Source organism: Sphingopyxis fribergensis, from assembly GCF_000803645.1.
Lineage (GTDB): Bacteria > Pseudomonadota > Alphaproteobacteria > Sphingomonadales > Sphingomonadaceae > Sphingopyxis > Sphingopyxis fribergensis.
Genome location: NZ_CP009123.1, coordinates 148377 through 173587 on the forward strand (window position 1 = coordinate 148377; position 25211 = coordinate 173587).

The window sequence follows — 25211 nt, forward strand, 5'->3', positions numbered from 1 at the left end:
AACTGTCCTCTCGCTCTGTCAGGCCGCTCTTGCGGTCCAGCCTTGCAATATCGCCGCCTCTTCCCGGACTGCTTCGGGCCCACCCAGAACCTGCCGGTCAAAGCCGATCCGCTTGAACCAGTAATGCAGCCCCAACAGGTCGGTGAAGCCCATGCCGCCATGCACCTCGGTCGCGGTGCGAGCGACAAAGAGGCCCACTTCGCCGGTGTGGGACTTGGCATGGCACGCCATCAGGGCCGCCTCTTCCGGCGCCGCATCGAAGGCGTGGGCTGCATACCACACCAGCGACCTGCATGGTTCGTTCTTCGCGGTCATTTCGGCGCACATGTGCTTGACCGCCTGGAAGCTGCCGATCACCCGGCCGAACTGTTCGCGCTGCCCGGCATAGGCAACCGCCTGGGCGATCATCGCATCCGCGGCGCCCAAGCTGTCCGCCGCGAGCAAGATCCGCCCCGCCGCAATCACCCGCCGCGCCGCTGCGCCGCCATCGTCGGACAGAGCTTCCGCCGGGGTCGAAGCAAGCCGCAGTTCGCCGACCGAGCGCGTCGCGTCGATCGTCTTGAGGTCAATCAGCTGCAACCCGTCTGCCTGCACCGATACGATGTGCAGCCGCCCGGTTTGATCGGCGACCAGGAAGTAATCGGCGCCTTCGCAATCGAGCACGAACAGCGCCGCGCCGGTCAACTTTCCATCAGTGCAGAGCAGGCCTGAACCATCACGGTTGCTGACCAGCTGTTGCACGCCAACGCCGAAACGCGCTTCACCGGACGCCATCTTAGGCAGCCATTGCGCCTTCTGCGCCTCCGTACCGGCCTCGATAAAGGCGAGCGGCGCCATCACGTTGCGACCGGCAAAAGGCACTGGGGCTACCGCCTCCCCCAGCGCCGCGGCGACGACCGCTGCATCGAGCATCCCCATGCCCAGGCCACCATGAGCCTCTGGCACAACCAGCCCGGGCAATCCCATCTCGGCGAGCGCAGCCTGGGTTTGCGCGCTGACTGCGCTTGCGCCTTCGGCGACGTGCCGGACCTCATCCAGCGGGCAGAGTTCGCGCAACAGGCGCGTCACGCTTTCCGCCAGCATCTGCTGTTCTTGCGAAAGTCCGAAGTCCATCACTGCCCTCCCTGTGCCGACGGGCCTTTGGGCAGGTCCAGGCGCGGCTCGCGCGGCATGTTGAGGCCTCGCTCCGAAATGATGTTCTTCTGGATCTGGGCGGTCCCCCCGCCGATGATCAGGCCGAGCTGGAACATGTAGTTCCATTGCCAGCTGCCGTGCTCGCGCTCGTGGACGCTTCCGTTGTAGAGGATTCCCAATTCGCCCATAGCGTCGATCGCCAAAGCGGAAATCTGGTGGGCCAGCTCGCAGGCCTGGAGCTTGACGATCAGCTTGGCCAGGCCGCCCGGTTCGCCCTTGATCTGGTTCGAGAGGATCCGCATTCCGTTGTATTTCATCGCCGCGACTTCCGCCTGGAGAGCAACGAGCCGATCCCGGAAGGCCGGAAGGTCGATCGCCCGGACACCGTCAACCTGTTCCACCTTCATCAGCGCGATCAGGGCCAAAAGGCGGTTTTCGAGCGCGTCGGGATCGCCCAGCATCCCGCGCTCGTGTCCCAACGTGGCGTTGGCGACGAACCAGCCTTGCCCGCGTTGCCCCACAATCTGATCGACTGGCACGCGCACGTCGGTGAAGAAAGTTTCGTTGAATTCCGCATGGCCGGTCATGGTCCTGAGCGGGCGGACTTCGATCCCCGGCGTGGTCATCGGGAAGATCAGATAGCTGATCCCCTGATGCTTGGCGGCGTCCCCTTCGGTCCGTACCAGGCAGAAGATCATGTCCGCTTCCTTGGCGGTGCTGGTCCAGATCTTCTGGCCGTTGATGACGAATTCGTCGCCTTCGACCCGGGCGCTGGTCTTGAGACTGGCGAGGTCCGATCCCGATCCGGGTTCGGAATAGCCCTGGCACCACACCACATCGCCCGCGAGCGTCGGTTCGATCCAGCGCCGCTTCTGCTCTTCGGTGCCAAGCTCGAGCAAGGTCGGCACCAGCATCGAAATGCCCTGGTTGGCAAGTCCTCCGGGCACCCCGGCGCGCGCAAACTCCTCGGCGATGATCCGGGATTTGAGTATGTCTGGTTCGGCCCCGAACCCGCCGTATTCGCGAGGAATCGTGCGCGCGGTGTAGCCGTGCTGAATCAGCAGCTTCTGCCAGGCTACGCCTTCTTTCGACGGGCGCGCCGCGCGACCGGCATTCGTTGGTGCGAGATGACGATTGGCGGCGATGAAGCCGCGCACTTCCTCGCGGAACATCTCATACTCGGGGCCGTAACTCAGGTCCATTGCACAGCGTCCTTTCAGGCCGGCCGGAAGACGGGCAAGCGGAAGTCTTCTCCGATGGTCTCGAACGCGAGTGTCACCGGCAGGTCGAGACGGACAGCGTCAATCGGGCAATCGACCAGACGGGTGGCCATGCGGACCCCCTCGTCGAGTTCGACCACGGCGGCGATATAGGGAATGTCGGCCGCGAAGGCGGGATGTAGCGCTTGATGGACCACGGTCCACGAAAACACTGTGCCCTTGCCGCTGCTCTGCTCCCAGGCGAAGTCCGGCGATCCGCAGCGCGCGCACATGTAGCGCGGCAGATGCCGCCACGAACCACAGCTCTGGCACTTCTGGAAATGGAGGTGCCCATCCTGACAGCGGTCCCAGAACTCCTGTTCGACCGGGTCCTGCGGTCGCGGCAGCGGCTTGGGCGGGGCTGCGACTGCAGCGCGGGCCTTGGGGGGGAGATCTTCGTTCATCAGTCGAACCTCCGCAGGATGGCGATGCTGCCGTCGCCCAGATCGCCCCACCCGGTGACCAGCCCGGTCCGGGCGCCTTCAACCTGGCGTTCGCCGCAATCGTGGCGCAACTGGCGGACCGCCTCGATTACGTGGTTGAGCCCCCAGACGTGGGCTTCGCTGAGCAGGCCGCCATGGGTGTTGAGCGGATAGTTCCCGCCAAGCTCGATCTGACCGTCCTTGACAAAATCGAGCGCGCCGCCCGGTTCGCAATAGCCCATCGCTTCGAGCTGGAGCAGAACGACATAGGAGAAACAGTCATAAACCTGGAGAAAATCCATGTCGCTGCGCGATACTCCGGCCATTTCGAAAGCCTTGGGGGCGGCATAGGACAGGCCGATTCTGAACGGGTCGGGCCGGGATGGAATATCGTCGGCAGGGTACGGGTGCCCTTCGGCCGCGCCCGCAATCGTTACCGGAACGTGCGGCATGTCGCGCGCAAGATCGAGGCGCGATACCACCACCGCACAGGCGCCATCGGTTTCAAGGCAGCAGTCGTAAAGCCGGAACGGTTCCGAAATCCACCGCGCCGAATGATAGGTGTCCCAGTCCAGCGGTTTGCCATGGGTAAAGGCCTTGGGGTTGAGCTGGGCGTGCTTGCGGCAGGCCAGAGCGATTGCCGCAGTCGCTTCCGGGCCTACCCCGTAGAGCCGCGAATGCCGCATCGCCAGCCAGGCATACATCTGCACCGGCAGAAACACACCATAGGGAATGTAGTAGCCCTGGATGGTGTTAGTCAGGGTGTTCATGTTCATCGGCCGGGTCGGCGGAGCCCCGGGTTTGGGCCGAAGTGCCGAAAACCCGTTCCAACCGAGCGTGACCAGCACATGATCGCACAGCCCGGAGGCAATCGCCATCGCCGCGTTCTGCAGCGCTGTGGTTGGGCTGGCACCGCCCATATGGACGGTCGCAGCATAGCGCAGCACCTCAATCCCGAGATTAGCGGCCAGTTCCTCGCTGGTGGTATAGATCGGCGGCGGCACCATGCCGTCGATGTCCGAAGGTTTCAGGCCGGCATCGGCAATCGCCTTGCGCGATGCTTCCAGCATCATGTCAACGGCGGAGCGCTCGGTTCCCTTGACGAAGTCGGTTTCGCCGACGCCGGTGATAGCTGCTTTGTCGGAAAAGCTCATGCCGGTTCCAAGTTTCTTTCGCGTTGCAATGCCAGTTCGCGGCGGACCTGGAATTCGACCTCGATCCGCTTGGCCTCGGGCTCAGCCGCGCGGTATCGGGGCGCGGGACCCAGAAGTAGCGCTGCGCGAACCTCTTCGAGTGGGCGATCCAGAAATTCTTCCCACTGGATTTCGGAAAAGTTCCTGGCGGAGCGACCACGCCGCCAGGCTTCGATCATCGGACCCAATACCGGCAATTCGGGGTGCTCGCGCCTTGATTTGAACAGCCCAAGTAGAAGCAGGAAGGCAATTCCGTGATTGTAGAATTGGGCGTTGCCAAAGGTCAGCACGCAAATTTCGCCCAGTCCGTCACGGCCATAGCCGGTGACAATGTGATAGAGATCATGCGAATCTCTCATCCGGTTGCGGAAAAGGGCAACATCGGGGTCAACGAACGACCGGACACCACCTACTTTGCTCGCCTCGACCAGACCGTCGGCGCTCAGCCCTTCGCCATAGACAAATGCCAGATACCGCTGCCCCAGGCTTCCGATCGGGCAGCGTGCCAGCCGTTCGCGGTCGCGCAGGTGTTCGAGCAAATTGCTGCGGCTGGCCAGGATGCGCCTTCCGCCTTCGGATTCCGCAAATCGCCTGAAATGGTGATAATAGCTGTTTCCGGCCAAGGCCTCGACGATCCTGAAAACCTGAGCTGTGTCTTCCTTGTCGCGGAGCAGGACCTTCATCGCCGAGAAGGCTTCCACCGGTCGGATTCTGCGCTTCAGTTCTAGACCCTGCATCTTCGCCTCGCTAGCCATGTTGCCGCGGCCTCTTCACCCAAATCGCTTGGCCCCGGCCAAGGCCTTTTCGGCATCGGAGACCAGATCGCGCATCACCTCGGCCGCGGGCCGGACCGACTTGATCAGCCCGATGCCCTGTCCCGCAAAACCGGGAAGCACATCCATGCGCTTGTCGCGGATCGCCGCTGCCATGACCGGGCCGGCGACCATCGATTGGTACGGCATGGGTAATGGCTCTTTGCCGGCCTCGATCCAGGCATTGGCCCACTTGTTGGCGATCATCCGGGCCGGTTTGCCGGTAATCGATCGACTGACCACCGTGTCGCCATCGCCGCCTTCGGCGATGGCCTGCTTCTGGAAATCCTCGATCCCTGCCTCGTCAGTTGCCAGGAATGCCGTTCCTACCCAAGCCCCTTCCGCACCCAACATGAAGGCCGCTGCCACGCCGCGACCGTCAGTGATGCCGCCAGCGCCGAGCACCGGAACCCGATCGCCAACGGCATCGACCACCTGGGGGATCAGCGATATCGTCCCGACCGGCGAATTGTGCCCGCCGCCATCGTGGCCTTGCGCGACGATCATGTCGATCCCCGACTCTACAACCTGCAATGCATGTTTGACTTTGCCCACCACTGCCATGACGATCGTGCCGTTGGCGTGAAGGCGGTCCATCCACGGTCCGGGATTGCCCAATCCCGCCGCATAGACGGGCACCTTTTCCTCGATCACCACTTCCATCTGCGCCTCGAAGAATTCCTTCGAGAACAGCGGCGGGCCGCCCTCGCTTTCCGCCCCGGCGGCGGCGCGCATCGCTGCGATGGGATCGACCTCATCCAGTCCTTCGCTGGACATGAAATCGCGAGCGAACTGCTGGTATTCGCCGAACACCGCCATCGGATCTGCGGGGGCTGCACCGGTTTCCGGAGCTTTGCCCCGGCGGACCGAAGCCGGCAGCAAGGTATCGACGCCAAAAGGTTTGTCGGTGAGCGCGCGCGTCTCGCGGATCCAGCTGCGCAGGCGTTCGGGTGAGCAGGCTGCCGCTCCCAGCACGCCCAGACCGCCTGCATTCGACACGGCGGCCGCCAGGGCGGGGACACTTGCTCCGCCCATCCCGGCCAGGACGATGGGATGTTCGATCCCGAGCATTCTGCAAATTCGACTGTTCAGTGCCATTGCCCTCTCCATCCAAACCCGTTTGGCCGATCTAAGCCACCTCTCCCCACTGCACCTTTTGCGCCACAAGTTCGGGGCTTCGTTCGGCCAGATATTCGGAAGAACCCTTGACGAGCCGCTCCATATGGCGGCGGGCGGCGTCGGAATCACACAGGCGAACCGCACTCAGAATGCGGGCCAGGCAGCGCAACTGGTTGGCCCGTTCCTGTGCGGAATAGCCAAGCTCCACCGCCATGTCGCGGGTCAGCAGATGCAGAGCTGAAGTGAGCAATCCAAAGGTCGGGTTGCCGCTGGCCCAGCCTAGCAGGTCGTGAAAGCGGCGGTTGGTTTCCTCGAAAGCAGCAGTTTCGCTGTCACGTTCAAGCTGGGCATAACAATCAGAAAGCGCGGCCAGATCGGCATTGGTCGCTCGCTCTGCCGCCCGCGCCGCCATGTCAGGCGCAATTGCTTCGCGCAATTCGAGCAGCGCGCGCAGATCGGTGTCCATAAATTGCAGGATCAGCGAGAGCGAACTGGCGAAATCCCGGGTTTGCGGTCGCGATACCACAGGACCACCGCCCCTGCCGAGCTGGAGATGAATAACGCCCTGGAGTTCGAGGAACCTGAGCGCCTCGCGCAACGTCGCGCGCGCCACCTCGTAGCGCGCGAGCATGTCTTCCTCTTGAGGCAGCCTGTCACCGATTTCCCGTGCATTCGACTGGATGTCCAGAACGATTGCCTGTGCAACCTGCAATGCGCGCTTGGCCTTGATTGCGGCAACCGTGCCGGGATTTAGTGAGGCGTTCGATTTCGAAATCATAAAAAGGGTATAAGCATTAATTCATTGCGATGTCTAGGCTCAAATTATCCATCGGGCACTGGCTTGAATACAGCAGAAATCCGGACGCTCTCGCCTTGACCCCTACGTTAGGCAGTTCATGCTTGAGGGAAAGGCGTAAAAGCTGATAATCTTTATTGACTCGTGCGACCCATTTGGCTAGCAGCTGACGCATCAGGAAAGGGCAGATGCATGGCAACCTCGGCAGTCCATAACCAAACCGTCGATTCCATTCCGCTGGGCGAGATCAATGTCGCCAATCCGTACCTCTTCCAAAATGACACGGTGGGGGAATATTTTTCCCGGCTTCGCCGCGAAGACCCGGTCCACTATTGCGCAGAGAGCCGGTTCGGACCCTATTGGTCGGTGACCAAGTTCAACGACATCATGGCGGTCGATACCAACCACAAGGTCTTTTCGTCGGAAGCCAAGCTGGGCGGCATCTCGGTCCAGGACATGCACAGCGACGAAAGCGCGCTTGAGCTTGAAATGTTTATCGCGATGGATCAGCCCAAGCACGATCAGCAGCGCAAGGCTGTAAGTCCTGTTGTCGCGCCTTCGAACCTGCTCCTGCTTGAACCGATCATCCGCGAACGGGCAGGCTCCATCCTCGATGCACTGCCCGTTGGAGAAGAGATCGACTGGGTCAAGCTGGTCTCGGTCGAACTTACCACCATGACGCTTGCGACGATTTTCAATTTTCCCTGGGAGGAACGGGCCAAGCTCACACGTTGGTCGGATGTCACCACCGCATCGCCAGAGACTGGCATAGTTGAATCGTTTGAGCAGCGTCGCGAGGAACTCATCGAGTGCGCGATGTATTTCAAGGGCCTGTGGGACCAGCGGATCGACCAGCCCGGCGGCAACGACCTGATATCGATGATGGCGCATTCCCCGGCGACCCGCGACATGCCCTTCCTGGAATTTCTCGGTAATCTGTTGCTGTTGATCGTGGGCGGTAACGACACCACCCGCAATTCGATCAGCGGCGGGGTCCTGGCCCTCAACCAGAACCCTGGCGAATATCAGAAATTGCGGAACAATCCGGCGCTCGTTTCAAGCATGATCCCCGAGATCATCCGCTGGCAGACCCCGCTGACCCATATGCGCCGCACCGCGCTTGAGGACGTGAAGATTGGCGGGAAGCAGATCAGAAAAGGTGACAAGGTGGTGATGTGGTATCTCTCGGGCAACCGCGACGACACCGTGATCGACCGGGCCGAAGAGTTCATCATCGATCGCGAAAATCCGCGCCACCATCTCTCGTTCGGGTTCGGTATCCACCGCTGCATGGGCAACCGTTTGGCCGAATTGCAACTTCGCATCATCTGGGAGGAAATCCTCAAGCGCTACAGCTTCGTCGAAGTTGTCGGCGAACCCGAGCGGCTACTGTCGAATCTGGTGCGCGGGATCACCCGGCTGCCGGTGAAGCTCCACGTGCACTAAAGCCCTGATTTCGCTTGAAATACGGAACATCGAAATGATCAAAGTGACTTTTGTTTCCGCCGATGGCACCCGTCGAACGGTTGAAATAGACGAGGGGCTCAGCGCTCGTGAAGCCGCCCTATTCAACAGTGTGCCGGGGATCGACGGCGATTGCGGCGGGGTCTGTGCCTGCGCCACGTGCCATGTCCATGTCGACCTGGCCTGGATGGATCGGGTCGGGCCGCCGGAAGAAGGCGGCATGGAGAGCGATCTGATCCAGTTCGCTGAGGGGACGACCGAGACTAGTCGCCTCGCCTGCCAGATTTCGATGGTCCCCGAACTCGATGGCTTGGTGCTGCATCTGCCAGAACTTCAGCACTGAGCAATACGCCATGCACATGACGTTTGACGGAAGCGGCGGCATCTCCATCGCCGCAAGCCTTGTCGGCGATGGCCTTGGTCGACCGCCAGTCTTACTGGCGCATGGCGGGGGGCAGACCCGGCGAACCTGGCGCAAGACGATGCAGCAATTGGCGCAGCACGGTTATCGTTCGTTGGCGATCGACATGCGCGGCCATGGCGAGAGCGACTGGGCAGCCCCTGACCAATACCGCTTTGCCGATTTCGGCAAGGACATCCTAGCTGTATGCGACAGGTTGGACCAGCGGCCGCATGTGATCGGTGCATCGCTTGGCGGATTGGCCGCACTTGTAGCGGAAGGCGCGGTCCGACCGGGCAGCTTTGCGTCGCTGACGCTGGTCGATGTTGCGCCGGAAATGGACCCGGAGGGCGTTTCGCGAATTGTCGGATTCATGAACGCCCATGTGGAGCGCGGCTTCGCGTCATACGACGAAGCCGCGGAGGCGATCGCAGACTATATGCCGAACCGCGAGAAGCGAGGCGCCAGCGAGGGTCTGAAGAGCTATCTCCGCCTCGACGCTGACCAGCGTTACCGCTGGCATTGGGATCCTGGTTTTCTGAATCACATGGCCGCGCGCCGCGAACAGGACTATGCCCAAGCCCAGGCGGCTGCATGCGCCCTCGCGCTACCGGTCCACCTGGTGCGGGGCGGATCGAGCGACCTGATCTCCCTTGAGGCTGCGAAACGATTTGTCGCGACGGTGCCCGGCGCGCAGTTCACCGATGTCTCCGGCGCGGGACACATGGTCGTCGGTGACGACAACGACGTCTTCAGCAGGGCAATTCTCGAATTCCTCGAAAGCCAGGCCGAACCGGAGACAATCGCGTGACACTCGAAGATCTTAACCGCACACTGTTGGTCGCGCCGTTTCACCGGTGGCTGAACCTGCGAATGGTCAAAGCGGATGCCGAACACATTCTGATCGAAATGCCGTGGCGGGACGAGATGATCTCCAACCCGACGCTGCCGTCAATGCACGGCGGAATTCTTGCCTCGCTGATCGATCTGACAGGTTTCTACACTGTCCTCGCGTCAGGAAGCATGTCCAAGTCCACCGCCGATCTGAGGGTTGATTACCACCGGGCGGCGAGCCGCCAGACGCTCCTTGCCGAAGGGCGCCTGATCAAGGCCGGAAGATCGTTAAGCGTGGCCGACGTACGCATTCACGATGAAGCCGGAACACTGGTCGCCAGCGGTCGCGGGGCATACAATATGTAGTTGGCATTGTCGCACGCTCAAACCGACTTCGGTCGGGGTCGAGATCACTGATATTGGCTAACATCCTGGAGAGCATGGAGCGCATTTTGATCTGATCCCGAAAAGCTGGATCATTTTGAGTTAGAGTTTTTCGCCGTAGTCTCCCCTGGCTGGGAGGAGCGAAGGATGATGAAGGCATCCAGATTCTCAAACGCGTAGAAGGCGTTCATTCTGAAACAGGGCGCGGATGGCGTTCCGGTGGCAGACATCTGCCGCAGGGCCGGGATCAGCCAGGCGACCTGCTTCAACTGGAAGAAGAAGTATGACGGCATGCTGCCGCCGGATATGCGTCGACTGAAGCAGTTCGAGGACGAAAATGCGAAGCTGCGCAAGCTCGTGGCGGACCTGTCCCTGGACAAGGAGATGCTGCAGGATGTCATTCGCCGACAACTGTGAGGCCTGCTCGTAAACGCGAGCTGGTGAACGGGGTTCGCAGTGATTGGGGCGTGTCGAACCGCCGGGCTTGCCAGGTTCTGGAGATGGACACCTCAACCTACCACTGCAAATCCCGCCGCCGCGAGCAGGCCGGCATTGAAGCCCGCATCCGTGAGATTTGCGAGACCCGCGCCCGCTACGGCTACCGGCGGGTGCACGTTCTTCTTCGCCATGAAGGCTGGGAGATCAAAATGAAGCTAACGCACAGGATTTACAACGAGTTGGGCCTCCAACTGCGTAACAAGACGCCCAAGCGAAGGGTGAAGGCGAAGCTGAGGGAAGACCACTGCGCGGCCTCCCGCGAGAATGGTGTGTGGGGCATGGATTCGTCCATGACCAGTTGGCGACAGGCCGCAAGATCCGCGTACTGACGGAGGTCGTCCACCACATCACGTCAGCGCTTCAGCTAACGTGGCAAAGACGTCGTCCAGACCCTCGAGGTGACCTGCGCCATGGTTGGCTATCCGAAGACGATCCGGGTCGACCAGGGCTCCGAGTTCATCAGCCGCGACCTGGACCTGTGGGCCTATGCCAACGACGTCACGCTGGACTTCTCCCGGCCCGGCAAGCCGACAGACAATGCCTACATCGAAGCGTTCAACGGGCGGTTCCGGGCGGAGTGCCTGAACACACACTGGTTCCTGACGTTTGCAGATGCCCGCGAAAAGTTGGAGGAGTGGCGCAGATACTACAACGAGGATCGGCCGCATGGTTCCATCGGCAACAAGCCCCCGATCACGCTGGTAAATCCCGGTGGCGCACCCAGCCCGTCACCGTGATCAAGGCCGGGAAACTCTAACCCCGGGTGGTCCTGAGAATGGTGTAGGATCAGCAAGGCGGAAAACTCTAGACCGGAACGGTCCAAGGTTGGGCAGTAGTGTAGAAGGAGCCGGACTCTACCTCTGAATGGTAACAATCAGGGGCGCACGTCATCTGGTCCGACCGCCTCGACCTCGATGCCGAAAGCCACCTGCCGCTGCACACAAAACTGCAACTGTGTATCTGTGTCCGAATAATGCACAGGGGCCTATCCGAATAATTCAGCGCGGAAACCACCGTCGCGCGAAACGCCTCGAAATCAACAACCCGCGCCAGCACTTCCAGCGAATCGCCATCCGCCGACAACATCATCTTGTGGTCCGATAAGCCGAAAAGCCCCGATTGCCGCATCATTCGATACCATGATACGGAGCGATTGAATCATCCGTCAGCCAATTGGCGAGCGTTGAATAGAAATGTTCATTTGTGAAAAAGTTTCATACTATCTGCTAATAATATCGCCTGGACGCGATTTTTAACTCCAAACTTGGAAAATATGTTGTGGACATGCCATTTAACTGTGTCTTCGCTAATTCTGTGTTTTAGGGCGATCTCGCGATTTGAAAGACCTTCTTTGATCTTCTGGAGAATTGCCAATTCCTTTCTCGTAAGGATAGCATTTTTGATTTCTTTTGATGTGAAGGCAGGATAATCATTTAACTCGATGCGGTGGCTGCCAAAATCCTGATCGCCTGGCAGGAGATCGAGCAGCGGTATCGAGCTTGGTCCTAAAAATTCCAGATATTGACGCTCGTCAAGCAACGTTCGAAAACATCCCTTTCGTGCGGCGATATCGATGGCATCCGCTACGCGTTGCTCGGCAACCGCCAACCTTTCTGTTGCCGCATTGGCGCCTGCGAGGCACATCAGAGCTGAAATTTCCAGCCTGTTCGATTGGCTGCGACGCGCGTGATCCAACGTGGCGCTCGCTAACCGGCTCGACAGATGATGCTTCCCTTTTCGCGCTGCGATACGAGCTTCCGCGAGCGACCTCATGGCGCGTAAACATGGGCCGTGTGATGTCTGAAAAACAGGCTCGCTTTGCGCCGGCAAGATCGCAATGGCCTCGTCGGGGCCATCCAGGACCAGTAGATTGGCCAGGGCAAGACGCGCGAGCACATCAAGACGCGGGAAGGTGCATTCCCTTGCGATCAGGCGCGCTTCCCAAAGGAGTTCGCTGGCGACTCTCCGGTCGCCTTCGCGATTGGCGATGGCTGCCGCAGTACGAAAGGCCGAAAAGAGGAAATCGACCACGCCGTGTTGACGTACGAAATCCAGAATATTATCAACCCGCGAAGCGATACCGTCAAGTTGGTTCGTCTCGTATCGTAGTTCAAGCTCCAGTATTTCCAGGAGATTGGCAGAGAACGGTGTGGCATTGATCTGGGCTATGTTGTCGTTTCGCGCACATCTAAGGCGCTCGGCGGCGCCTTGCATATTGCCCCGCGAAATGTCGCTGTAGATTATCGCGCTGTGAAGCCAGCCGAGCGCATACCGATGGTCGGCGACGATGTTGACGGCGGATGCTTCAATACTCAATTTTTCCAGGTCGTCAAACCGCCGTTCGCTGGCCGCAATAAAACACAGGCATGTGAGGATTGCCCCCCTGGAGACGAGATCAGCATCACCATTCAACTTTATCCATAACTCGCATTGCCGTCTGCTTTCGGCAAGATTGTCCGCGGTTGCTTCGCCGATCGCGGCGACGAGATCGCACCACCACTTCGTCCGCCGCCGGGCCGTTTCGTCGGAAAGGCCGGCGCTGAGGGCGCGAAGTTCCGTCAGCAGCGCGGCCGCCTGTTTCTGGTCGTGACTGAAAATCTGCGCCCAGGCCGATCCGACAATGATCGTTGGGTCAGAGACAGCCTCGGAGAAGCTGCGCCGCCATAACTGGATCTGATCCACCTCGCCTTGGCGCAACGCGATGTCTATCATGCTCGTTGACGCGACCTCGGCCGCAGCGTCCAAATCGCCCGCTCGCAGATAGAGGCTGATACTTTCGCGACTATGACCGCTTGCCCGCTGCCATTGAGCAGCCCGGGCGAACAGTTCCGATTTCAGGCCGTGAAGCTCTACCGCAAACCTGTGCTCGAGAAATTCGCGGAGCAGCGGGTGAAATTCATAACATAACTGTGTTCGGTCCTGTGGGGTAAGCAGCATGCGTTCGGCGGAGAGCTTTTCGATGAAGTAGGCCCCATCGCCCCTGTTGAAAACATGGTTGAAGTAGTCGGCGGAGATCACCCCAAGGATCGAGGCGCGGATGCAGAACTCCCGCACATCACTCGGGAGACTGGCGAGTATGGCGCTGCGAAAATATCGATCCAGATCGCTATCGCGACCGGTAACACGATCGACGACCAGACGTCCCGCAGTTGCATGATTCGTTGAAGCGGCCTGTAACAAAAGGCATAGTGGTTCCGCCCAGCCTAGTGTTCGTTTCCAGAGCAAATGGATGTCCGGTTCCGAGATGAGAATTCCGGGCTCGCCACGCGCGACTGCATTCGCTTCGACAAGCGAGAAGGCGAGCGCATCCGTCCCGACTTCCCGGAGCTGTCGCCGGGCGGCGATGCGCGCAAAGCCGATGCCCGCAGTCGTTGCTGCCACGATCTCGACGTCAGCCGGCGCAGTCAGCATGAAGTCCTCGATCTCGTCCGTCAAATCCGGATGAAACCCGATGTCGTCAAAACAGAGGAGAATAATCGATTTCGTTTGATCAATGAGTTCCTGCAACCAGGCGGCGAGAGCGTGGAGCGTCTGAGGAACGGCGCCCGGAAGCGGTGGAGGGTCATTCCCGGTGGCGCGGTATGCTGCGACTATCTGCGCATGGATGCGCTCTGCGAGCAGACGGGGATTATAATCGCATTCCTTGGCGGACGTCCAGGCCACATAGGCCCCGCCTTGACGGCGATTGGCCCAGAACTGGGCCATCGCGACACTCTTTCCATAGCCAGAAGGCGCGCGAAGGAGGTGGCGGCGTCTAGCTTCATCAGCCATGAACAGGCGCGGGCGCGGAAGGCATCCAGACGCGAGCCTCGCTACCCGTTCATTGACACCATCCATGATCGTCGAACTTCCTCTCCTGCTCTAGCCTGCCTTTTCCGTCGGCTCTCAGCGGCACAACCGAACTCCTATATTACAGAGATTGTCATTCCTGCCAAACCCAGCCGGAACGCTGGTGACCATTCCCCCGCAACGCCTCCGCCGGCGATGTGCAAGGCGGGTCAGATGACGGCCTCCTTCAAAGGGATGGCGGGATTGCTCAGCTTGCTAGGGTCGATATTCGTGCGCGCGCTGATGAATTGCTTACCAACCAGGAAATCCTGTGGCGAATTGATCGCTTCGACGCACTGGATCCGATCGCCCTTCAAATGGAAAATCGCAAAGCCTGCGGCACACGGGGTGCCTCGCAGAAGGACATTGTCGACATCGGTCGCCTGGCCGGCGATCTGCAGTTTCATGTCATATTGGTCGGACCACTGCCAGGGGACTTCGTGGGTCGACGAGGGGCCGCCGACAATGGCGTTGGCGGCCTGTCTGGCTTGTTCGAGTGCATTGGGCACGCTCTCGAGACGAGCGACGTGGGCGTAGTGGGGGATGGGGCGACGGGCGACGTCGCCGATGGCGAAGATGGCGGGATCGGATGTGCGCGCTTCAAGATCGACGAAAATGCCGGCGCCTGTATTCAGCCCGGCATCCCGCGCGATTTCATCATTGGGAACGGCGCCGACGCCGACGAGGACGGCATCGCACGCGATCGTTCGACCATCGTCGAGACGCACACCGCTTACACGCCCATCATGACCTTCGAACCCCGACACGGTGACACCCAGTTCGAAGTGGACGCCCTGTTTCGCATGGTATTCGTGAAAGAAGGTGGAAAGTTCTGGGCAGGCTACGCGGGCGAGCAGCCGCAGGTCGCGCTCAATCACCGTTACTTCCGCTTCAAGCGCTCGTGCGGACGCGGCCACCTCCAGGCCGATGTAGCCGCCGCCGACTATGGCAAGGCGCCGGCCGGCTCGCAGGGCGTTTTTGAGTCGTTCCGCGTCGCCCGCCGTTCTCAATTCCATAACCCCGTCTAGGTCCGACCCCTCTACCTGCAGCTTGATCGGGCGAGCGCCCGTCGCGATGATGAGATAGTCATATTGCAGAACCTCGCCGGTCGAGAGTGTCACCGTCCTGGATTGGCGTTCCAGCTTGTCCGCCCGAATACCCAGGCGCAGGCCGATCTGGGATGCTTCGTAGAACCCGGCCGGTTTCAGGAGTGTCGGAGCTTTACCCGGTTCGGCCCGGAGCGAAGCCTTGGAAAGCGGCGGACGATGGTAGGGAAGGAGGGATTCTTCACCAACGAGCGTTATCAGCCCCTCGAATCCAAGCTGGCGAAGGATGGCTGCCGCCGTTCCGCCCGCGTGGCCCGCCCCCAGAATCACGACATGTTCATCCGCTCGGCCCATAGATGCTCTCTCCTGAAACGCTGTGGTTTGACCGGCAGGGCGATCATTCTGATCTTCAGGCTCATTCGATAGAAAATTCGGATAGGGATAAAACCCCACTTTAGTTGGGTTGTTCCACGAGATGAAGTAGCCAAGAATACAAAGCGGCACGACTTGCCCAAAGTTAGAGACGCAGGAAGTGCGTGCGCATCGAGAGGAAATGTCCATGAGCACAACCATTTTGAGTGACGGCGCGCCTGATCGCTATGTCGACAGGAAGCGTTATCTTTGGGTATTGTCGGTCGTTTGGCCGGCAGCACCGCTAATCGGGCTTTATCTCGTCCACCTGACGGGATGGAGCATCTTCTACGCATTCACTCTGTTCGTCTGGTACGGCGCAATCCCGGTCTTCGACGTCCTCTTCGGCAAGGATCCGAACAATCCTCCCGAAGCGGCAGTTGCCCGCCTCGAGGCAGACCGCTATTATCGAGTTCTCACTTGGCTTACCGTTCCGGTGCACTATGCTTCGCTGATCGGCTGTGCATGGTGGATCACGACGCAGCCGATCGCGTGGTGGGAGGTAGTGGCTCTCGCTTTCTCCCTGGGGATCGTCAACGGGCTGGCGCTGAATACTGGCCACGAACTCGGGCACAAGAAGGAACCCTTCGACCGCTGGATGGCCAAGATCGTTCTCGCCGTGGTTGGCTATGGGCACTTCTTCATCGAGCACAACAAGGGCCATCATCGCGACGTAGCGACTCCCGAAGACCCCGCCACTTCTCGCATGGGCGAGAGCATTTACAAATTTTCGCTCCGCGAAATTCCGGGCGCGTTCCTGCGCGCGTGGAATCTTGAAAAAGTGCGGCTGGAACGTGTCGGAAAGGGTGTCTGGAGCCTCGACAATGAGATCATCCCCCCGCTAATGATTACCTTGGCAGTCTACACCGCGCTTGTTCTGGCTCTCGGTCCCAATCCGAAGTTGCTGGTGTTCCTGCCCATTCAGGTCGCCTTCGGCTGGTGGCAGCTCACCAGCGCGAACTATATCGAGCATTACGGACTGCTGCGCCAGAAGATGGCGGACGGACGGTACGAGCGCGCTCAGCCGCGTCACTCGTGGAACAGCAATCACATCGCGTCGAATCTCATCCTCTTCCACCTTCAGCGGCACTCCGATCACCATGCTCATCCGACGCGCAGCTATCAGTCGCTGCGCGACTTCAAGGGCCTGCCGGAACTGCCCACGGGATATCCGGGCATGTTCTTCATGGCGATGATCCCGCCGATATTCCGGTCAGTAATGGATCCTCGCGTTGTCAAATGGGCCAATGGCGATATCGACAAGATCCAGATTGATCCGGCGCGCAGAAAGCGAATCGCCCGCAAATACGGTGCATCGCAGGGTAGCCGGCTTCCCGTAACATAAGTTCATACCGCAGGCGATCTGACTCGACTCGATCGCCCTTCAGAAGGTCGGACGTTCCTCCCAGTAGCGATGCTGGATGCAAGACCTGGCGACGGCGCCCCAGGCGGCGTCGCCTTTTCTCCGGAATTCGTCCACCGCTTAACGCAGGAAGAAAGCAGCGCGATGACCGAATATAAATGCCCAGACTGCGGCTACATCTACGACGAAGCCAAGGGCAACCCACATGAGGGCTTTGCACCCAACACGACATGGGCGCAAATTCCCGACGATTGGGCATGCCCTGACTGCGCCGTTCGCGACAAGGCGGACTTCATCCCTCTGCTGGCGCAGGGCGCGAGTGCGACGGCGATCGAGGCTTCAACAGACGCCGAACCGTTCGCGAAATGGCACTGCGTGACCTGCGGTCACATCTATGACGAGGCGGTCGGCGACCCGGCGACAGGTCTGCCGCCTGGAACCCGATGGTCCGATGTACCTGCGGATTGGTACTGCCCTGACTGCGGCGCGACGAAAGAAGATTATGAGCGTCTCGACTTCTGATGGGCGCCGGGTGCCGCGCTGTGGCTCTGGTCGCTGCGTCAGCTTGAGGGGAACTCCATGAATATCCAAGCATTCACGCGCGCCATTTCCGACTCGGGCGGCGGCATGAAGGAGGTTCAGTCCCTTTTTGCCTGTCAACGCGAGGCAGCCGAACGGGACAGAGCGCGGTTCGGCCTGCAGGAACGCCTGGATAGCCTGACGCGGCTGAAGAATGCGATCAAGCGGCGCGAAGGCGACATCATCAGGGCGCTAGATGCTGATTTCAGGAAGCCGGAACCTGAGGTGCGGCTGACCGAACTCTTCCCGGTCTATCAGGAGATATCCCACGCCCGGCGGAACCTGAAGTCCTGGTCGAAGCCGCACAGCGTTCGAGGCTCGCTCGGCATGTTCGGCACGACCGCGCAGGTTCGCTACCAACCCAGAGGCGTGTGTCTGATCATCGCGCCCTGGAACTATCCGGTCAATCTGACCTTTGGACCGTTGGTATCCGCCTTGGCCGCCGGTAATACGGTCATGCTCAAGCCGTCCGAGCTGACGCCGGCGACATCAGCCGTCATCCGGCAGATCGTGGAGGAAACCTTCCCGGCGAATCGGGTTGCCGTCTGCGAGGGCGACGCCTCGGTCTCGCAGGCACTGCTCGACCTGCCTTTCGACCACATTTTCTTCACCGGTAGCCCACAGGTCGGCAAGATCGTGATGGCGGCAGCCGCAAAGCACCTGACCTCGGTGACACTCGAACTCGGCGGCAAATCCCCAACGATCGTCGATTCGACAGCCGATATCGACGATGCAGCGCGCAAGATTGTCTGGGGGAAGTTCTCCAACAATGGCCAAACCTGCATCGCACCCGACCACATCTATGTCGCACGCGATCAGGCGAAGCCCCTGGTCGATGCCCTCCGCCGCGAAATCCGGGGCGTATACGGGGAGACGGAGCGCGATCAGAAATGCGGTGCGGATTACGGGCGGATCGTAAATTCTCGGCATTTCGATCGCCTCAGCGCGCTGCTAGACGATGCAACCTCGCGTGGCGCGCTGGTCCTCGAAGGCGGGGTCCGCGATCCGGATCAGAAATATCTCTCGCCAACGCTGATCGGGGGGACCGACCCCGAAATGGCAATTTCGCGGGAAGAAATTTTCGGGCCGATTCTGCCAGTGATCGAATATGACGATATCAGCCGCGTTATCGATACAATCAACACCGGCCCCAAGCCGCTCGCTCTTTATATCTTCAGCAAGCATGCCCCAGCTTGGGAATCAATCATCGAAAGGACCAGTTCCGGCGGTGTTTGTATCAACCAGAACGTCGTCCAGTACCTGCACCCCAATCTGCCGTTCGGAGGGGTCAACAACAGCGGTATCGGAAGCGCGCATGGCTTCCACGGCTTCAAGGCATTCTCGCACGAACGCGCAGTGTTGAGGGACAGGTTCTCTGTTTTGCGGCTTCTGTTTCCGCCCTACACGCCCGCCGTGAAGCGATTGATCGATATTACGGTTCGCATTCTAGGCTGAGCGCCCAGACAGAGAGTGGTCTTGGCACTACAGATCGGAGACATGGATGTTTGATTATATCATAGTGGGTGGGGGATCCGCTGGTTGTTTGCTAGCAGAGCGCTTGTCGGCAAACCCTGACATAAAGGTCTGTCTGCTCGAAGCGGGGCCGCCGGACCGCAGCCCGCTGATCCACATGCCCATCGGGATCGCGCTTCTTTCCAAGAGCAAGACGCTCAACTGGGCCTACGAGACTGAGCCGCAGCCCAACCTCGGCAACCGGAGACTGTTCTGGCCGCGTGGAAAGACACTCGGCGGCTCAAGCTCGATCAATGCAATGGTCTATATCCGTGGTCATCGCGAGGACTATGACGCCTGGGGAGAGGCGGCCGACCCAATCTGGTCCTTCGATAATGTCCTTCCGTTGTTCAAGGCGATGGAGGCGAACGAGCGATTCGGATCCGACGCGCACCACGGCGGTTATGGCGAGCTTCATGTCAGCGATCTTCGGACCGTCAACCGGCTGAGCGAAGCATTCGTGGAGGCTGGGCAAGAAGCGCAGTATTCGCACAACGCCGATTTCAATGGCGACACGCAGGATGGGATCGGCTTCTACCAGGTTACGCAACGCAAAGGGCGGCGTTGGAGTTCCGCCCGAGCCTTTCTGTCAGGCGCAAAAGGGCGGCCTAATCTCCGAATAGTAACCGGAGCGCGGGCAACGCGGATCATTCTGGAAGGGCGCAAAGCTGTCGGGGTGACCTATGCGTCGGGTGACAAGCTCACCGACCTGCGCACCAGGGGCGAGGTCATTCTGTCGGGCGGTGCGATCAATTCACCACAGTTGCTGATGCTTTCCGGCATCGGCGACGCGGCAGAATTAGGGGTGTTCGGCATTCCGGTCGTCGTCGATCTGCCGGCGGTTGGAAAAAACCTGCAAGATCATCTCGACATCACGATCATGCACGAGGCGAGCGATCGCACGCCGATCGGGGTTGCCCCATCATTCATCCCGCGAGCGCTGGCTGGCGCATTATCCTATGTGTTCCAGAGGCGGGGGTTTCTGACGAGCAACGTTGCCGAATCCGGCGGATTCGTCAAAAGCTCACCCTCACAAAGTCGCCCGAACCTGCAGTTTCACTTCCTTCCTACTCTGCTGAAGGACCACGGCCGCCAGATCGCCTTCGGCTATGGCTACACGTTGCATGTCTGCGATCTGTTGCCGAAGAGCCGGGGACGGATCGGGCTAAAGAGCCGGAATCCGCTCGACGATCCCTTGATCGATCCCGCCTATCTCTCGGCTCCCGAAGACATCGAGACGATGGTCTGGGCGGTAAGGATCGGGCGTCAGATCCTGTCGGCGCCGTCGATAGCGACCTTTTCGAAACGCGAGCTGGTTCCCGGATCGTCAATCGAGAGCGAAGCTGACGTCATAGCGGACATCCGCCATCGGGCCGAAACGATCTACCACCCGGTTGGGACATGCCGGATGGGAAGAGATCCGCATTCCGTCGTCGATCCGGCGTTGCGCGTCCGCGGGGTGGAGGGCCTTCGTGTCGTCGATGCCTCCATCATGCCCACCCTCGTCGCCGGGAACACCAACGCGCCAACGATGATGATCGCGGAACGGGCCGCCGAACTCATTCTCGGGAAAACAAGGCTCATGGCGGGCACGGAGGAGGGATCATCCTCCACCGTATCGCTAGGTGCCAGGCAGCGAAGTCAGGTCGGATGAACGGGCATTCCGACGGCTGATCTGGCCGACAAATTACAGACGACGTCCTGCAGTGGCGGCGCATCACAAGGAGAGGAGAATAACATGACCTTCATTCGTAAGCCTGCGGATCCAACGGCTTTGCCGCTTGCCGGAGCATTGTTCCTACTGAGTGCCGTTCTTGCCACGCCCGCTTCCGCGCAGGACTCGCCGAAACTGAAGCGATGGGCTGTCACTGTGAATGCGACCGAGGTTTTTGTGGATGAGAACGCCCCGAACATCACTCTGGCGGGCGCACCTCTACCCGGCTCTAACGTGCGAATTGGAAACGCGACTACGCCGACTCTGGACGTCGGGTATTTTTTTACGCCGAACATCGCCGCCAATGTGTTTTTGGGGGTGCCCGCACCTGCCGAAATCGACGGCACCGGCAGCATCGGACCGCTCGGGACACTGGCCAAGGTCCATTATGGACCAGTAATCCTTTCGGCTCAGTATCATTTCAATAGCCAGGGCAAGCTTCATCCCTATGTGGGAGTAGGCGTCGGCCGTGTCCTGTTCTTCAACAAGCACGACGGAGCATTGAGCGATTTCAACATCCGCGACAGTTGGGCGCCGACTGGGCAATTGGGCGTTCGGTACGAACTCAATAAATCATGGATGCTGAACGCTGACGTTCGGTATGTTCCATTCTCCACGCACGCGTCAGGTTCGCTAGGTGGAGCGCCCGCGCTGACCCGGCTCGACATCGATCCCATTCTGACGAGCGTTGGGGTTACCCTTCGTTTTTGAATATATATTCGAATACATCGCATGGAAAACTATATGTTGACCCTAATGATGCACCGCCCATTGCGTATCCCGCAGGTCATTCAACATATGACGGAGTAAAATGACGATGGTGGAATTGTTGCCTAGTCGATCTAAGGGGGTTGTCAATGGTCTGGGTGAGGAGGCACAGGCCGTCACCTTTAAGATTTGATTTGTGCTCGCCCCGGCAAGCCCCTGCGAAACTGATCTTCCGAGAATGATACTATGACTATTTATACCGCTCCCGTCGCGGATATCTCCTTCCTGCTGCGGCGGGTGTTCGGCTTCGACGCGATCATGGCCAGCCTACCTGGCTATGAGGAGGTGAATACAGAGCTCGCCGTCACTATTATGGAGGAGGCTGGCAAGTTCGCAACCAGTGTACTGGAGCCGCTGAACCGCCCAGGTGACGAGGAGGGCTGCACGCTCGAAAACGGTGTCGTCACCACCCCCAGCGGCGTTGCTGCCGCTTACCTCGCTTTCGCGGAGGCTGGCTGGTGCTCGCTCTCGGGCGACCCTGCCTATGGTGGCCAGGGTCTGCCGCGGGTGCTACAGATTCTGCTCGACGAGATATTGTCCTCGGCCAACCTGTCCTTCGGACTGTTTCCCGGCCTCACCCGCGGGGCGGCAGAAGCCATCGGCCATCATGCTTCAGCGGAATTGAAGGCAGCCTTCCTGCCGAAGATGATCTCCGGCGAGTGGACTGGCGCCATGGCGCTGACGGAGTCCTCCGCCGGAACCGACCTTGGCTTGCTTTCGACCCGGGCCGTGCCGAACGCTGACGGCTCCTTCGCTATCACCGGCACGAAGATTTTCATTTCCTCCGGCGATCAGGATTTCGGCGGCAACATCGTCCATCTGGTGCTTGCCCGCCTGCCGGACGCGCCCAAGGGCGTGAAAGGCATCAGCCTGTTCCTCGCCCCGAAATTCCTGGTGAATGCCGACGGCAGCCTTGGTGCACGCAATTCCATGAGCGTCGGTGCACTGGAGCGCAAGATGGGCATTCATGCGCAGCCCACCTGTTTGATGAACTATGATGGCGCTACCGGCTGGCTGGTGGGACAGCCGGGCCGCGGACTGAATGCCATGTTCACTATGATGAACGCGGAACGGCTGTTCGTCGGCATCCAGGGCCTCGGCATCGCCGAAGCAGCCAATCAGAAGGCCGTCGCCTATGCCAAGGAGCGCCTGCAGGGCGGCGGCAGCGACGGCACGCCAGGCCCAGTGGCAATTATCGACCATCCCGACGTGCGCAAGATGCTGCTGTCGGGGCGCGCCTTCGCCGAAGGCGCGCGCGCCCTCGCGATATGGACGGCGCTGCAGATGGATATCGCCGACCGCCATACGGATGCCGCAGTGCGAAAGGAGGCTGACCTCCTCGTGGCGCTCATGACGCCGGTGGTAAAGGCCGCCTTCACCGATTTCGGCTTCGAGACCGCGGTGGCCTCCCAGCAGGTGCTGGGGGGGCACGGCTACATCCGCGAATGGGGAATGGAGCAGTATGTGCGCGATGCCCGCATCGCCCAGATCTACGAAGGCACCAATGGCGTTCAGGCCATGGACCTCGTGGGACGCAAGCTCGCCCTCGACGGCGGCACGCTGACCCAACGCTTCTTCGCCCTGATCCGCGCAGAACTCGACGCCGCGCTGCCAACCGCCGGTGAAGGGCTGGTGGCGCCCGTGGCGCAAGCCCTGGCGCGGCTGGAGCGGGTGACGCAGCGCCTCGCCGGGAGTGGCGGTGGAGCGGAACTGGGTGCGGCGGCCACTGACTATCTGCGCCTGTTCGCTCTCGTCTCCTTCGGCTGGATGTGGGTGCGCATGGCCGCCGCCGTGCCGGCCCTGGACGAGGCGACGGCTGTGGAAGTGCGCAAGACCGCCCTTGCCCGCTTCTTCGTAGAGCGCATGCTGCCGCAGACGCTCGGCCTGGAAGCCGCACTCGCCAGCGGCGCGTCCTCGCTCATGGCGCTCGACGCCGACGCCTTTTGAAGATCTGGCCGAGACGACCGACGCCCGGAACCCACGCACAAGCACCAAATAATCGGAGGGAAACAATGCTCGGAACCATGATGGACGTGCCGCTGCTGGTGTCAGGGATACTGAGGCATGCTGAGGCGTATCACGGTGACGCCGAAGTCGTATCCGCCACGATGGAAGGCGGCCTCCACCGCTACACCTACGCGGACCTCGCCCGGCGCAGCCGACAGCTCGCGAGTGCGCTCGCGCGCATGGGTCTGGAGACCGGAGACCGCGTCGGCACGCTGGCGTGGAACGACTATCGGCACATGGAACTGTATTACAGCGTGTCCGGGTCCGGCTTCGTGTGCCACACCATCAACCCACGGCTATTCCGCGAGCAGATAGCCTACATCATCGAGCATGCTGGTGACAGCGTGCTGTTCTTCGACCTCACCTTCCTGCCCGTCATCGAGGAACTGGCGGACCAGTTGAATGGCCTGAAGGCGGTGGTGGCGATGACAGACACAGCGCACATGCCTGAATCCGACATCCTCGCGCAGAAGCTGCCAGACCTGAAGTGCTACGAGACCCTCATCGACGGCGAGCAGGACAGCTTCGACTGGCCAAGCTTCGACGAGAACACTGCCTCCGGCCTGTGCTACACCTCGGGCACCACGGGTGACCCCAAGGGCGTGCTCTATTCCCACCGCTCCAGCGTGCTGCACGCTATGGCCATCACTGCGCCGGATGCGCTGGGGCTCTCTGCCAATGACGTGGTGTGCCCCATCGTCCCCATGTTCCATGTAAATGCATGGGGCCTGCCCTTTGCAGTGCCCATGGTGGGCGCCAAGCTGGTACTGCCCGGCGCGCGGCTCGACGGGGCGAGCCTGTACGCATTGTTCGAGGCGGAGGGCGTCTCGTCCACCGCCGGCGTGCCCACCGTGTGGCTCGGCCTCTTGGATTGGATGGACGGCCACGCCAAAGAGTTTACCTCTCTCAAGCGGGTGATCATCGGCGGGTCGGCGGTACCAGCCATCATGATCAGTCGATTTCACCACAAGGGGGTGGAGGTGCGACAGGCCTGGGGCATGACGGAGACCAGCCCTCTGGGCCTTTCCGCGGCGCTGAAGCCCAAGCACCGTCTCCTGCCCGCAGAGGATCGTTTGGCGCTGGAATGCAAGCAGGGCCGGCCGGTGTTCGGCATGGAGTTCCGTGTGGTCGGCGGCGAAGGGCGCGAGGTGACGCACGATGGCAGGAGCTTCGGCTCGATGCTGGTGCGTGGACCGTGGGTGGCCGCGGCCTATTTCAACGCCGCCGCTGGCTCCGCCCACGAGCAGTATCCAGGCTGGTTCGACACCGGCGACGTGGTGACCATAGACAAGGACGGTTTCATCCAGATTGTCGACCGCACCAAGGACGTTGTGAAATCCGGTGGCGAGTGGATCTCCTCAATCGATCTGGAAAACATCGCCCAAGCTCACCCAGCCATAAAGGAGGCGGCCATCGTCGCCCGGCCGGACACCCGTTGGGGAGAGCGCCCGGTGCTGGTGGCAGTGCTGAAGCCCGGTGCCGAATTTAGCCGTGCCGAAATGCGTGCCCATTACAAGGGCAAGACCTCCAAGTGGTGCGTGCCGGATGATCTTATCATCGTTGACGAACTGCCGCACACCGCCACCGGCAAGCTCTCCAAAAAGGACATCCGGCAAATTGTATTGGAAGACCCTCGTACCTTTTCCTCGGAGTGGCGAACATGAGAAC

General features: G+C 60.5%; 20 protein-coding genes and 1 pseudogene. 12 read left to right on the forward strand and 9 right to left on the reverse strand.

Features of this window, described 5'->3' with window-relative positions:
• Nucleotides 1-18: 18 nt before the first annotated feature.
• From SKP52_RS24080 to SKP52_RS24110, 7 genes are read right to left on the reverse strand one after another with little or no spacing between them, the layout of a single operon-like run.
• Nucleotides 19-1113, reverse strand: a complete 1095-nt coding sequence (locus SKP52_RS24080) for an acyl-CoA dehydrogenase family protein (RefSeq protein WP_040110202.1) — start codon at nucleotides 1111-1113, stop codon at nucleotides 19-21.
• Nucleotides 1113-2336, reverse strand: coding sequence for an acyl-CoA dehydrogenase family protein (locus SKP52_RS24085; protein ID WP_040110203.1), 1224 nt, complete (start codon nucleotides 2334-2336; stop codon nucleotides 1113-1115). The genes SKP52_RS24080 and SKP52_RS24085 overlap by 1 nt, the downstream gene beginning before the upstream one ends.
• 14 nt (nucleotides 2337-2350) lie before the next feature.
• Nucleotides 2351-2797, reverse strand: a complete 447-nt coding sequence (locus SKP52_RS24090) for a Zn-ribbon domain-containing OB-fold protein (protein ID WP_176473672.1) — start codon at nucleotides 2795-2797, stop codon at nucleotides 2351-2353.
• The gene (locus SKP52_RS24095) at nucleotides 2797-3969 is read right to left on the reverse strand and encodes a thiolase C-terminal domain-containing protein (protein ID WP_040110204.1); all 1173 of its coding nucleotides are present in this window, start codon (nucleotides 3967-3969) and stop codon (nucleotides 2797-2799) included. The genes SKP52_RS24090 and SKP52_RS24095 overlap by 1 nt, the downstream gene beginning before the upstream one ends.
• Complete coding sequence (locus SKP52_RS24100; RefSeq protein ID WP_228383946.1) at nucleotides 3966-4763, reverse strand: ubiquinone biosynthesis protein COQ4; 798 nt, start codon at nucleotides 4761-4763, stop codon at nucleotides 3966-3968. The genes SKP52_RS24095 and SKP52_RS24100 overlap by 4 nt, the downstream gene beginning before the upstream one ends.
• Before the next feature lie 15 nt (nucleotides 4764-4778).
• Nucleotides 4779-5918 carry an NAD(P)H-dependent flavin oxidoreductase gene (locus tag SKP52_RS24105; RefSeq protein ID WP_040110205.1) on the reverse strand — a complete coding sequence of 380 codons (1140 nt, stop codon included), beginning with the start codon at nucleotides 5916-5918 and terminating at the stop codon, nucleotides 4779-4781.
• Nucleotides 5919-5949: 31 nt separating this feature from the next.
• Nucleotides 5950-6717: a FadR/GntR family transcriptional regulator gene (locus SKP52_RS24110; RefSeq protein WP_052209041.1), complete on the reverse strand. Its 768-nt coding sequence runs from the start codon at nucleotides 6715-6717 to the stop codon at nucleotides 5950-5952.
• A 210-nt stretch (nucleotides 6718-6927) separates the two neighbouring features.
• Here SKP52_RS24110 and SKP52_RS24115 point away from each other — a divergent pair, with 210 nt between their 5' ends.
• The 5 genes and pseudogenes from SKP52_RS24115 (at nucleotide 6928) to SKP52_RS24140 (ending at nucleotide 11052) form a co-directional block, all read left to right on the forward strand.
• Nucleotides 6928-8181, forward strand: coding sequence for a cytochrome P450 (locus SKP52_RS24115; RefSeq protein ID WP_040110206.1), 1254 nt, complete (start codon nucleotides 6928-6930; stop codon nucleotides 8179-8181).
• A gap of 34 nt (nucleotides 8182-8215) precedes the next feature.
• Nucleotides 8216-8542 carry a 2Fe-2S iron-sulfur cluster-binding protein gene (locus SKP52_RS24120; RefSeq protein WP_040110207.1) on the forward strand — a complete coding sequence of 109 codons (327 nt, stop codon included), beginning with the start codon at nucleotides 8216-8218 and terminating at the stop codon, nucleotides 8540-8542.
• 16 nt (nucleotides 8543-8558) lie between these two features.
• Nucleotides 8559-9410, forward strand: a complete 852-nt coding sequence (locus SKP52_RS24125; protein WP_228383947.1) for an alpha/beta fold hydrolase — start codon at nucleotides 8559-8561, stop codon at nucleotides 9408-9410.
• Nucleotides 9407-9799 carry a PaaI family thioesterase gene (locus SKP52_RS24130; protein WP_228383948.1) on the forward strand — a complete coding sequence of 131 codons (393 nt, stop codon included), beginning with the start codon at nucleotides 9407-9409 and terminating at the stop codon, nucleotides 9797-9799. The genes SKP52_RS24125 and SKP52_RS24130 overlap by 4 nt, the downstream gene beginning before the upstream one ends.
• Nucleotides 9800-10006: 207 nt before the next feature.
• A pseudogene (locus SKP52_RS24140) lies at nucleotides 10007-11052 on the forward strand (IS3 family transposase).
• Nucleotides 11053-11512: 460 nt separating this feature from the next.
• Here the strand turns inward: SKP52_RS24140 and SKP52_RS24150 are convergent.
• Both SKP52_RS24150 and SKP52_RS24155 read right to left on the reverse strand, forming a co-directional pair.
• Nucleotides 11513-14086, reverse strand: a complete 2574-nt coding sequence (locus tag SKP52_RS24150) for a LuxR C-terminal-related transcriptional regulator (protein ID WP_228383949.1) — start codon at nucleotides 14084-14086, stop codon at nucleotides 11513-11515.
• Between the two features lie 227 nt (nucleotides 14087-14313).
• Complete coding sequence (locus SKP52_RS24155) at nucleotides 14314-15543, reverse strand: NAD(P)/FAD-dependent oxidoreductase (RefSeq protein WP_040110212.1); 1230 nt, start codon at nucleotides 15541-15543, stop codon at nucleotides 14314-14316.
• 205 nt (nucleotides 15544-15748) lie between these two features.
• Between SKP52_RS24155 and SKP52_RS24160 the strand changes: the two genes are divergently transcribed.
• The 7 genes from SKP52_RS24160 (at nucleotide 15749) to SKP52_RS24190 (ending at nucleotide 25207) form a co-directional block, all read left to right on the forward strand.
• Nucleotides 15749-16945 carry an alkane 1-monooxygenase gene (locus tag SKP52_RS24160; RefSeq protein ID WP_202189423.1) on the forward strand — a complete coding sequence of 399 codons (1197 nt, stop codon included), beginning with the start codon at nucleotides 15749-15751 and terminating at the stop codon, nucleotides 16943-16945.
• A 69-nt stretch (nucleotides 16946-17014) separates the two neighbouring features.
• Entirely contained in the window at nucleotides 17015-17485 is a 471-nt protein-coding gene (locus tag SKP52_RS27405) for a rubredoxin (protein ID WP_228383950.1), read from the forward strand.
• Nucleotides 17486-17542: 57 nt separating this feature from the next.
• Nucleotides 17543-18997: an aldehyde dehydrogenase family protein gene (locus SKP52_RS24170; RefSeq protein WP_040110215.1), complete on the forward strand. Its 1455-nt coding sequence runs from the start codon at nucleotides 17543-17545 to the stop codon at nucleotides 18995-18997.
• Nucleotides 18998-19043: 46 nt separating this feature from the next.
• Complete coding sequence (locus tag SKP52_RS24175; protein WP_052209042.1) at nucleotides 19044-20708, forward strand: GMC family oxidoreductase; 1665 nt, start codon at nucleotides 19044-19046, stop codon at nucleotides 20706-20708.
• Nucleotides 20709-20792: 84 nt separating this feature from the next.
• The gene (locus tag SKP52_RS24180; RefSeq protein ID WP_052209043.1) at nucleotides 20793-21479 is read left to right on the forward strand and encodes an OmpW/AlkL family protein; all 687 of its coding nucleotides are present in this window, start codon (nucleotides 20793-20795) and stop codon (nucleotides 21477-21479) included.
• 243 nt (nucleotides 21480-21722) lie between these two features.
• Entirely contained in the window at nucleotides 21723-23483 is a 1761-nt protein-coding gene (locus SKP52_RS24185) for an acyl-CoA dehydrogenase C-terminal domain-containing protein (protein ID WP_040110216.1), read from the forward strand.
• Nucleotides 23484-23548: 65 nt separating this feature from the next.
• On the forward strand, nucleotides 23549-25207 hold the full coding sequence (locus SKP52_RS24190; protein ID WP_040110217.1) for a long-chain-fatty-acid--CoA ligase: 1659 nt from the start codon (nucleotides 23549-23551) through the stop codon (nucleotides 25205-25207).
• Nucleotides 25208-25211 lie beyond the last annotated feature (4 nt).

Coding starts and splice junctions, on each gene's coding strand:
- SKP52_RS24080 (WP_040110202.1), bottom strand. CDS start 1,113: ATGGACTTCGGACTTTCGCAAGAACAGCAGATGCTGGCGGAAAGCGTG.
- SKP52_RS24085 (WP_040110203.1), bottom strand. CDS start 2,336: ATGGACCTGAGTTACGGCCCCGAGTATGAGATGTTCCGCGAGGAAGTG.
- SKP52_RS24090 (WP_176473672.1), bottom strand. CDS start 2,797: ATGAACGAAGATCTCCCCCCCAAGGCCCGCGCTGCAGTCGCAGCCCCG.
- SKP52_RS24095 (WP_040110204.1), bottom strand. CDS start 3,969: ATGAGCTTTTCCGACAAAGCAGCTATCACCGGCGTCGGCGAAACCGAC.
- SKP52_RS24100 (WP_228383946.1), bottom strand. CDS start 4,763: ATGGCTAGCGAGGCGAAGATGCAGGGTCTAGAACTGAAGCGCAGAATC.
- SKP52_RS24105 (WP_040110205.1), bottom strand. CDS start 5,918: ATGGCACTGAACAGTCGAATTTGCAGAATGCTCGGGATCGAACATCCC.
- SKP52_RS24110 (WP_052209041.1), bottom strand. CDS start 6,717: ATGATTTCGAAATCGAACGCCTCACTAAATCCCGGCACGGTTGCCGCA.
- SKP52_RS24115 (WP_040110206.1), top strand. CDS start 6,928: ATGGCAACCTCGGCAGTCCATAACCAAACCGTCGATTCCATTCCGCTG.
- SKP52_RS24120 (WP_040110207.1), top strand. CDS start 8,216: ATGATCAAAGTGACTTTTGTTTCCGCCGATGGCACCCGTCGAACGGTT.
- SKP52_RS24125 (WP_228383947.1), top strand. CDS start 8,559: ATGACGTTTGACGGAAGCGGCGGCATCTCCATCGCCGCAAGCCTTGTC.
- SKP52_RS24150 (WP_228383949.1), bottom strand. CDS start 14,086: ATGGCTGATGAAGCTAGACGCCGCCACCTCCTTCGCGCGCCTTCTGGC.
- SKP52_RS24155 (WP_040110212.1), bottom strand. CDS start 15,543: ATGGGCCGAGCGGATGAACATGTCGTGATTCTGGGGGCGGGCCACGCG.
- SKP52_RS24160 (WP_202189423.1), top strand. CDS start 15,749: ATGAGCACAACCATTTTGAGTGACGGCGCGCCTGATCGCTATGTCGAC.
- SKP52_RS27405 (WP_228383950.1), top strand. CDS start 17,015: ATGCTGGATGCAAGACCTGGCGACGGCGCCCCAGGCGGCGTCGCCTTT.
- SKP52_RS24170 (WP_040110215.1), top strand. CDS start 17,543: ATGAATATCCAAGCATTCACGCGCGCCATTTCCGACTCGGGCGGCGGC.
- SKP52_RS24175 (WP_052209042.1), top strand. CDS start 19,044: ATGTTTGATTATATCATAGTGGGTGGGGGATCCGCTGGTTGTTTGCTA.
- SKP52_RS24180 (WP_052209043.1), top strand. CDS start 20,793: ATGACCTTCATTCGTAAGCCTGCGGATCCAACGGCTTTGCCGCTTGCC.
- SKP52_RS24185 (WP_040110216.1), top strand. CDS start 21,723: ATGACTATTTATACCGCTCCCGTCGCGGATATCTCCTTCCTGCTGCGG.
- SKP52_RS24190 (WP_040110217.1), top strand. CDS start 23,549: ATGCTCGGAACCATGATGGACGTGCCGCTGCTGGTGTCAGGGATACTG.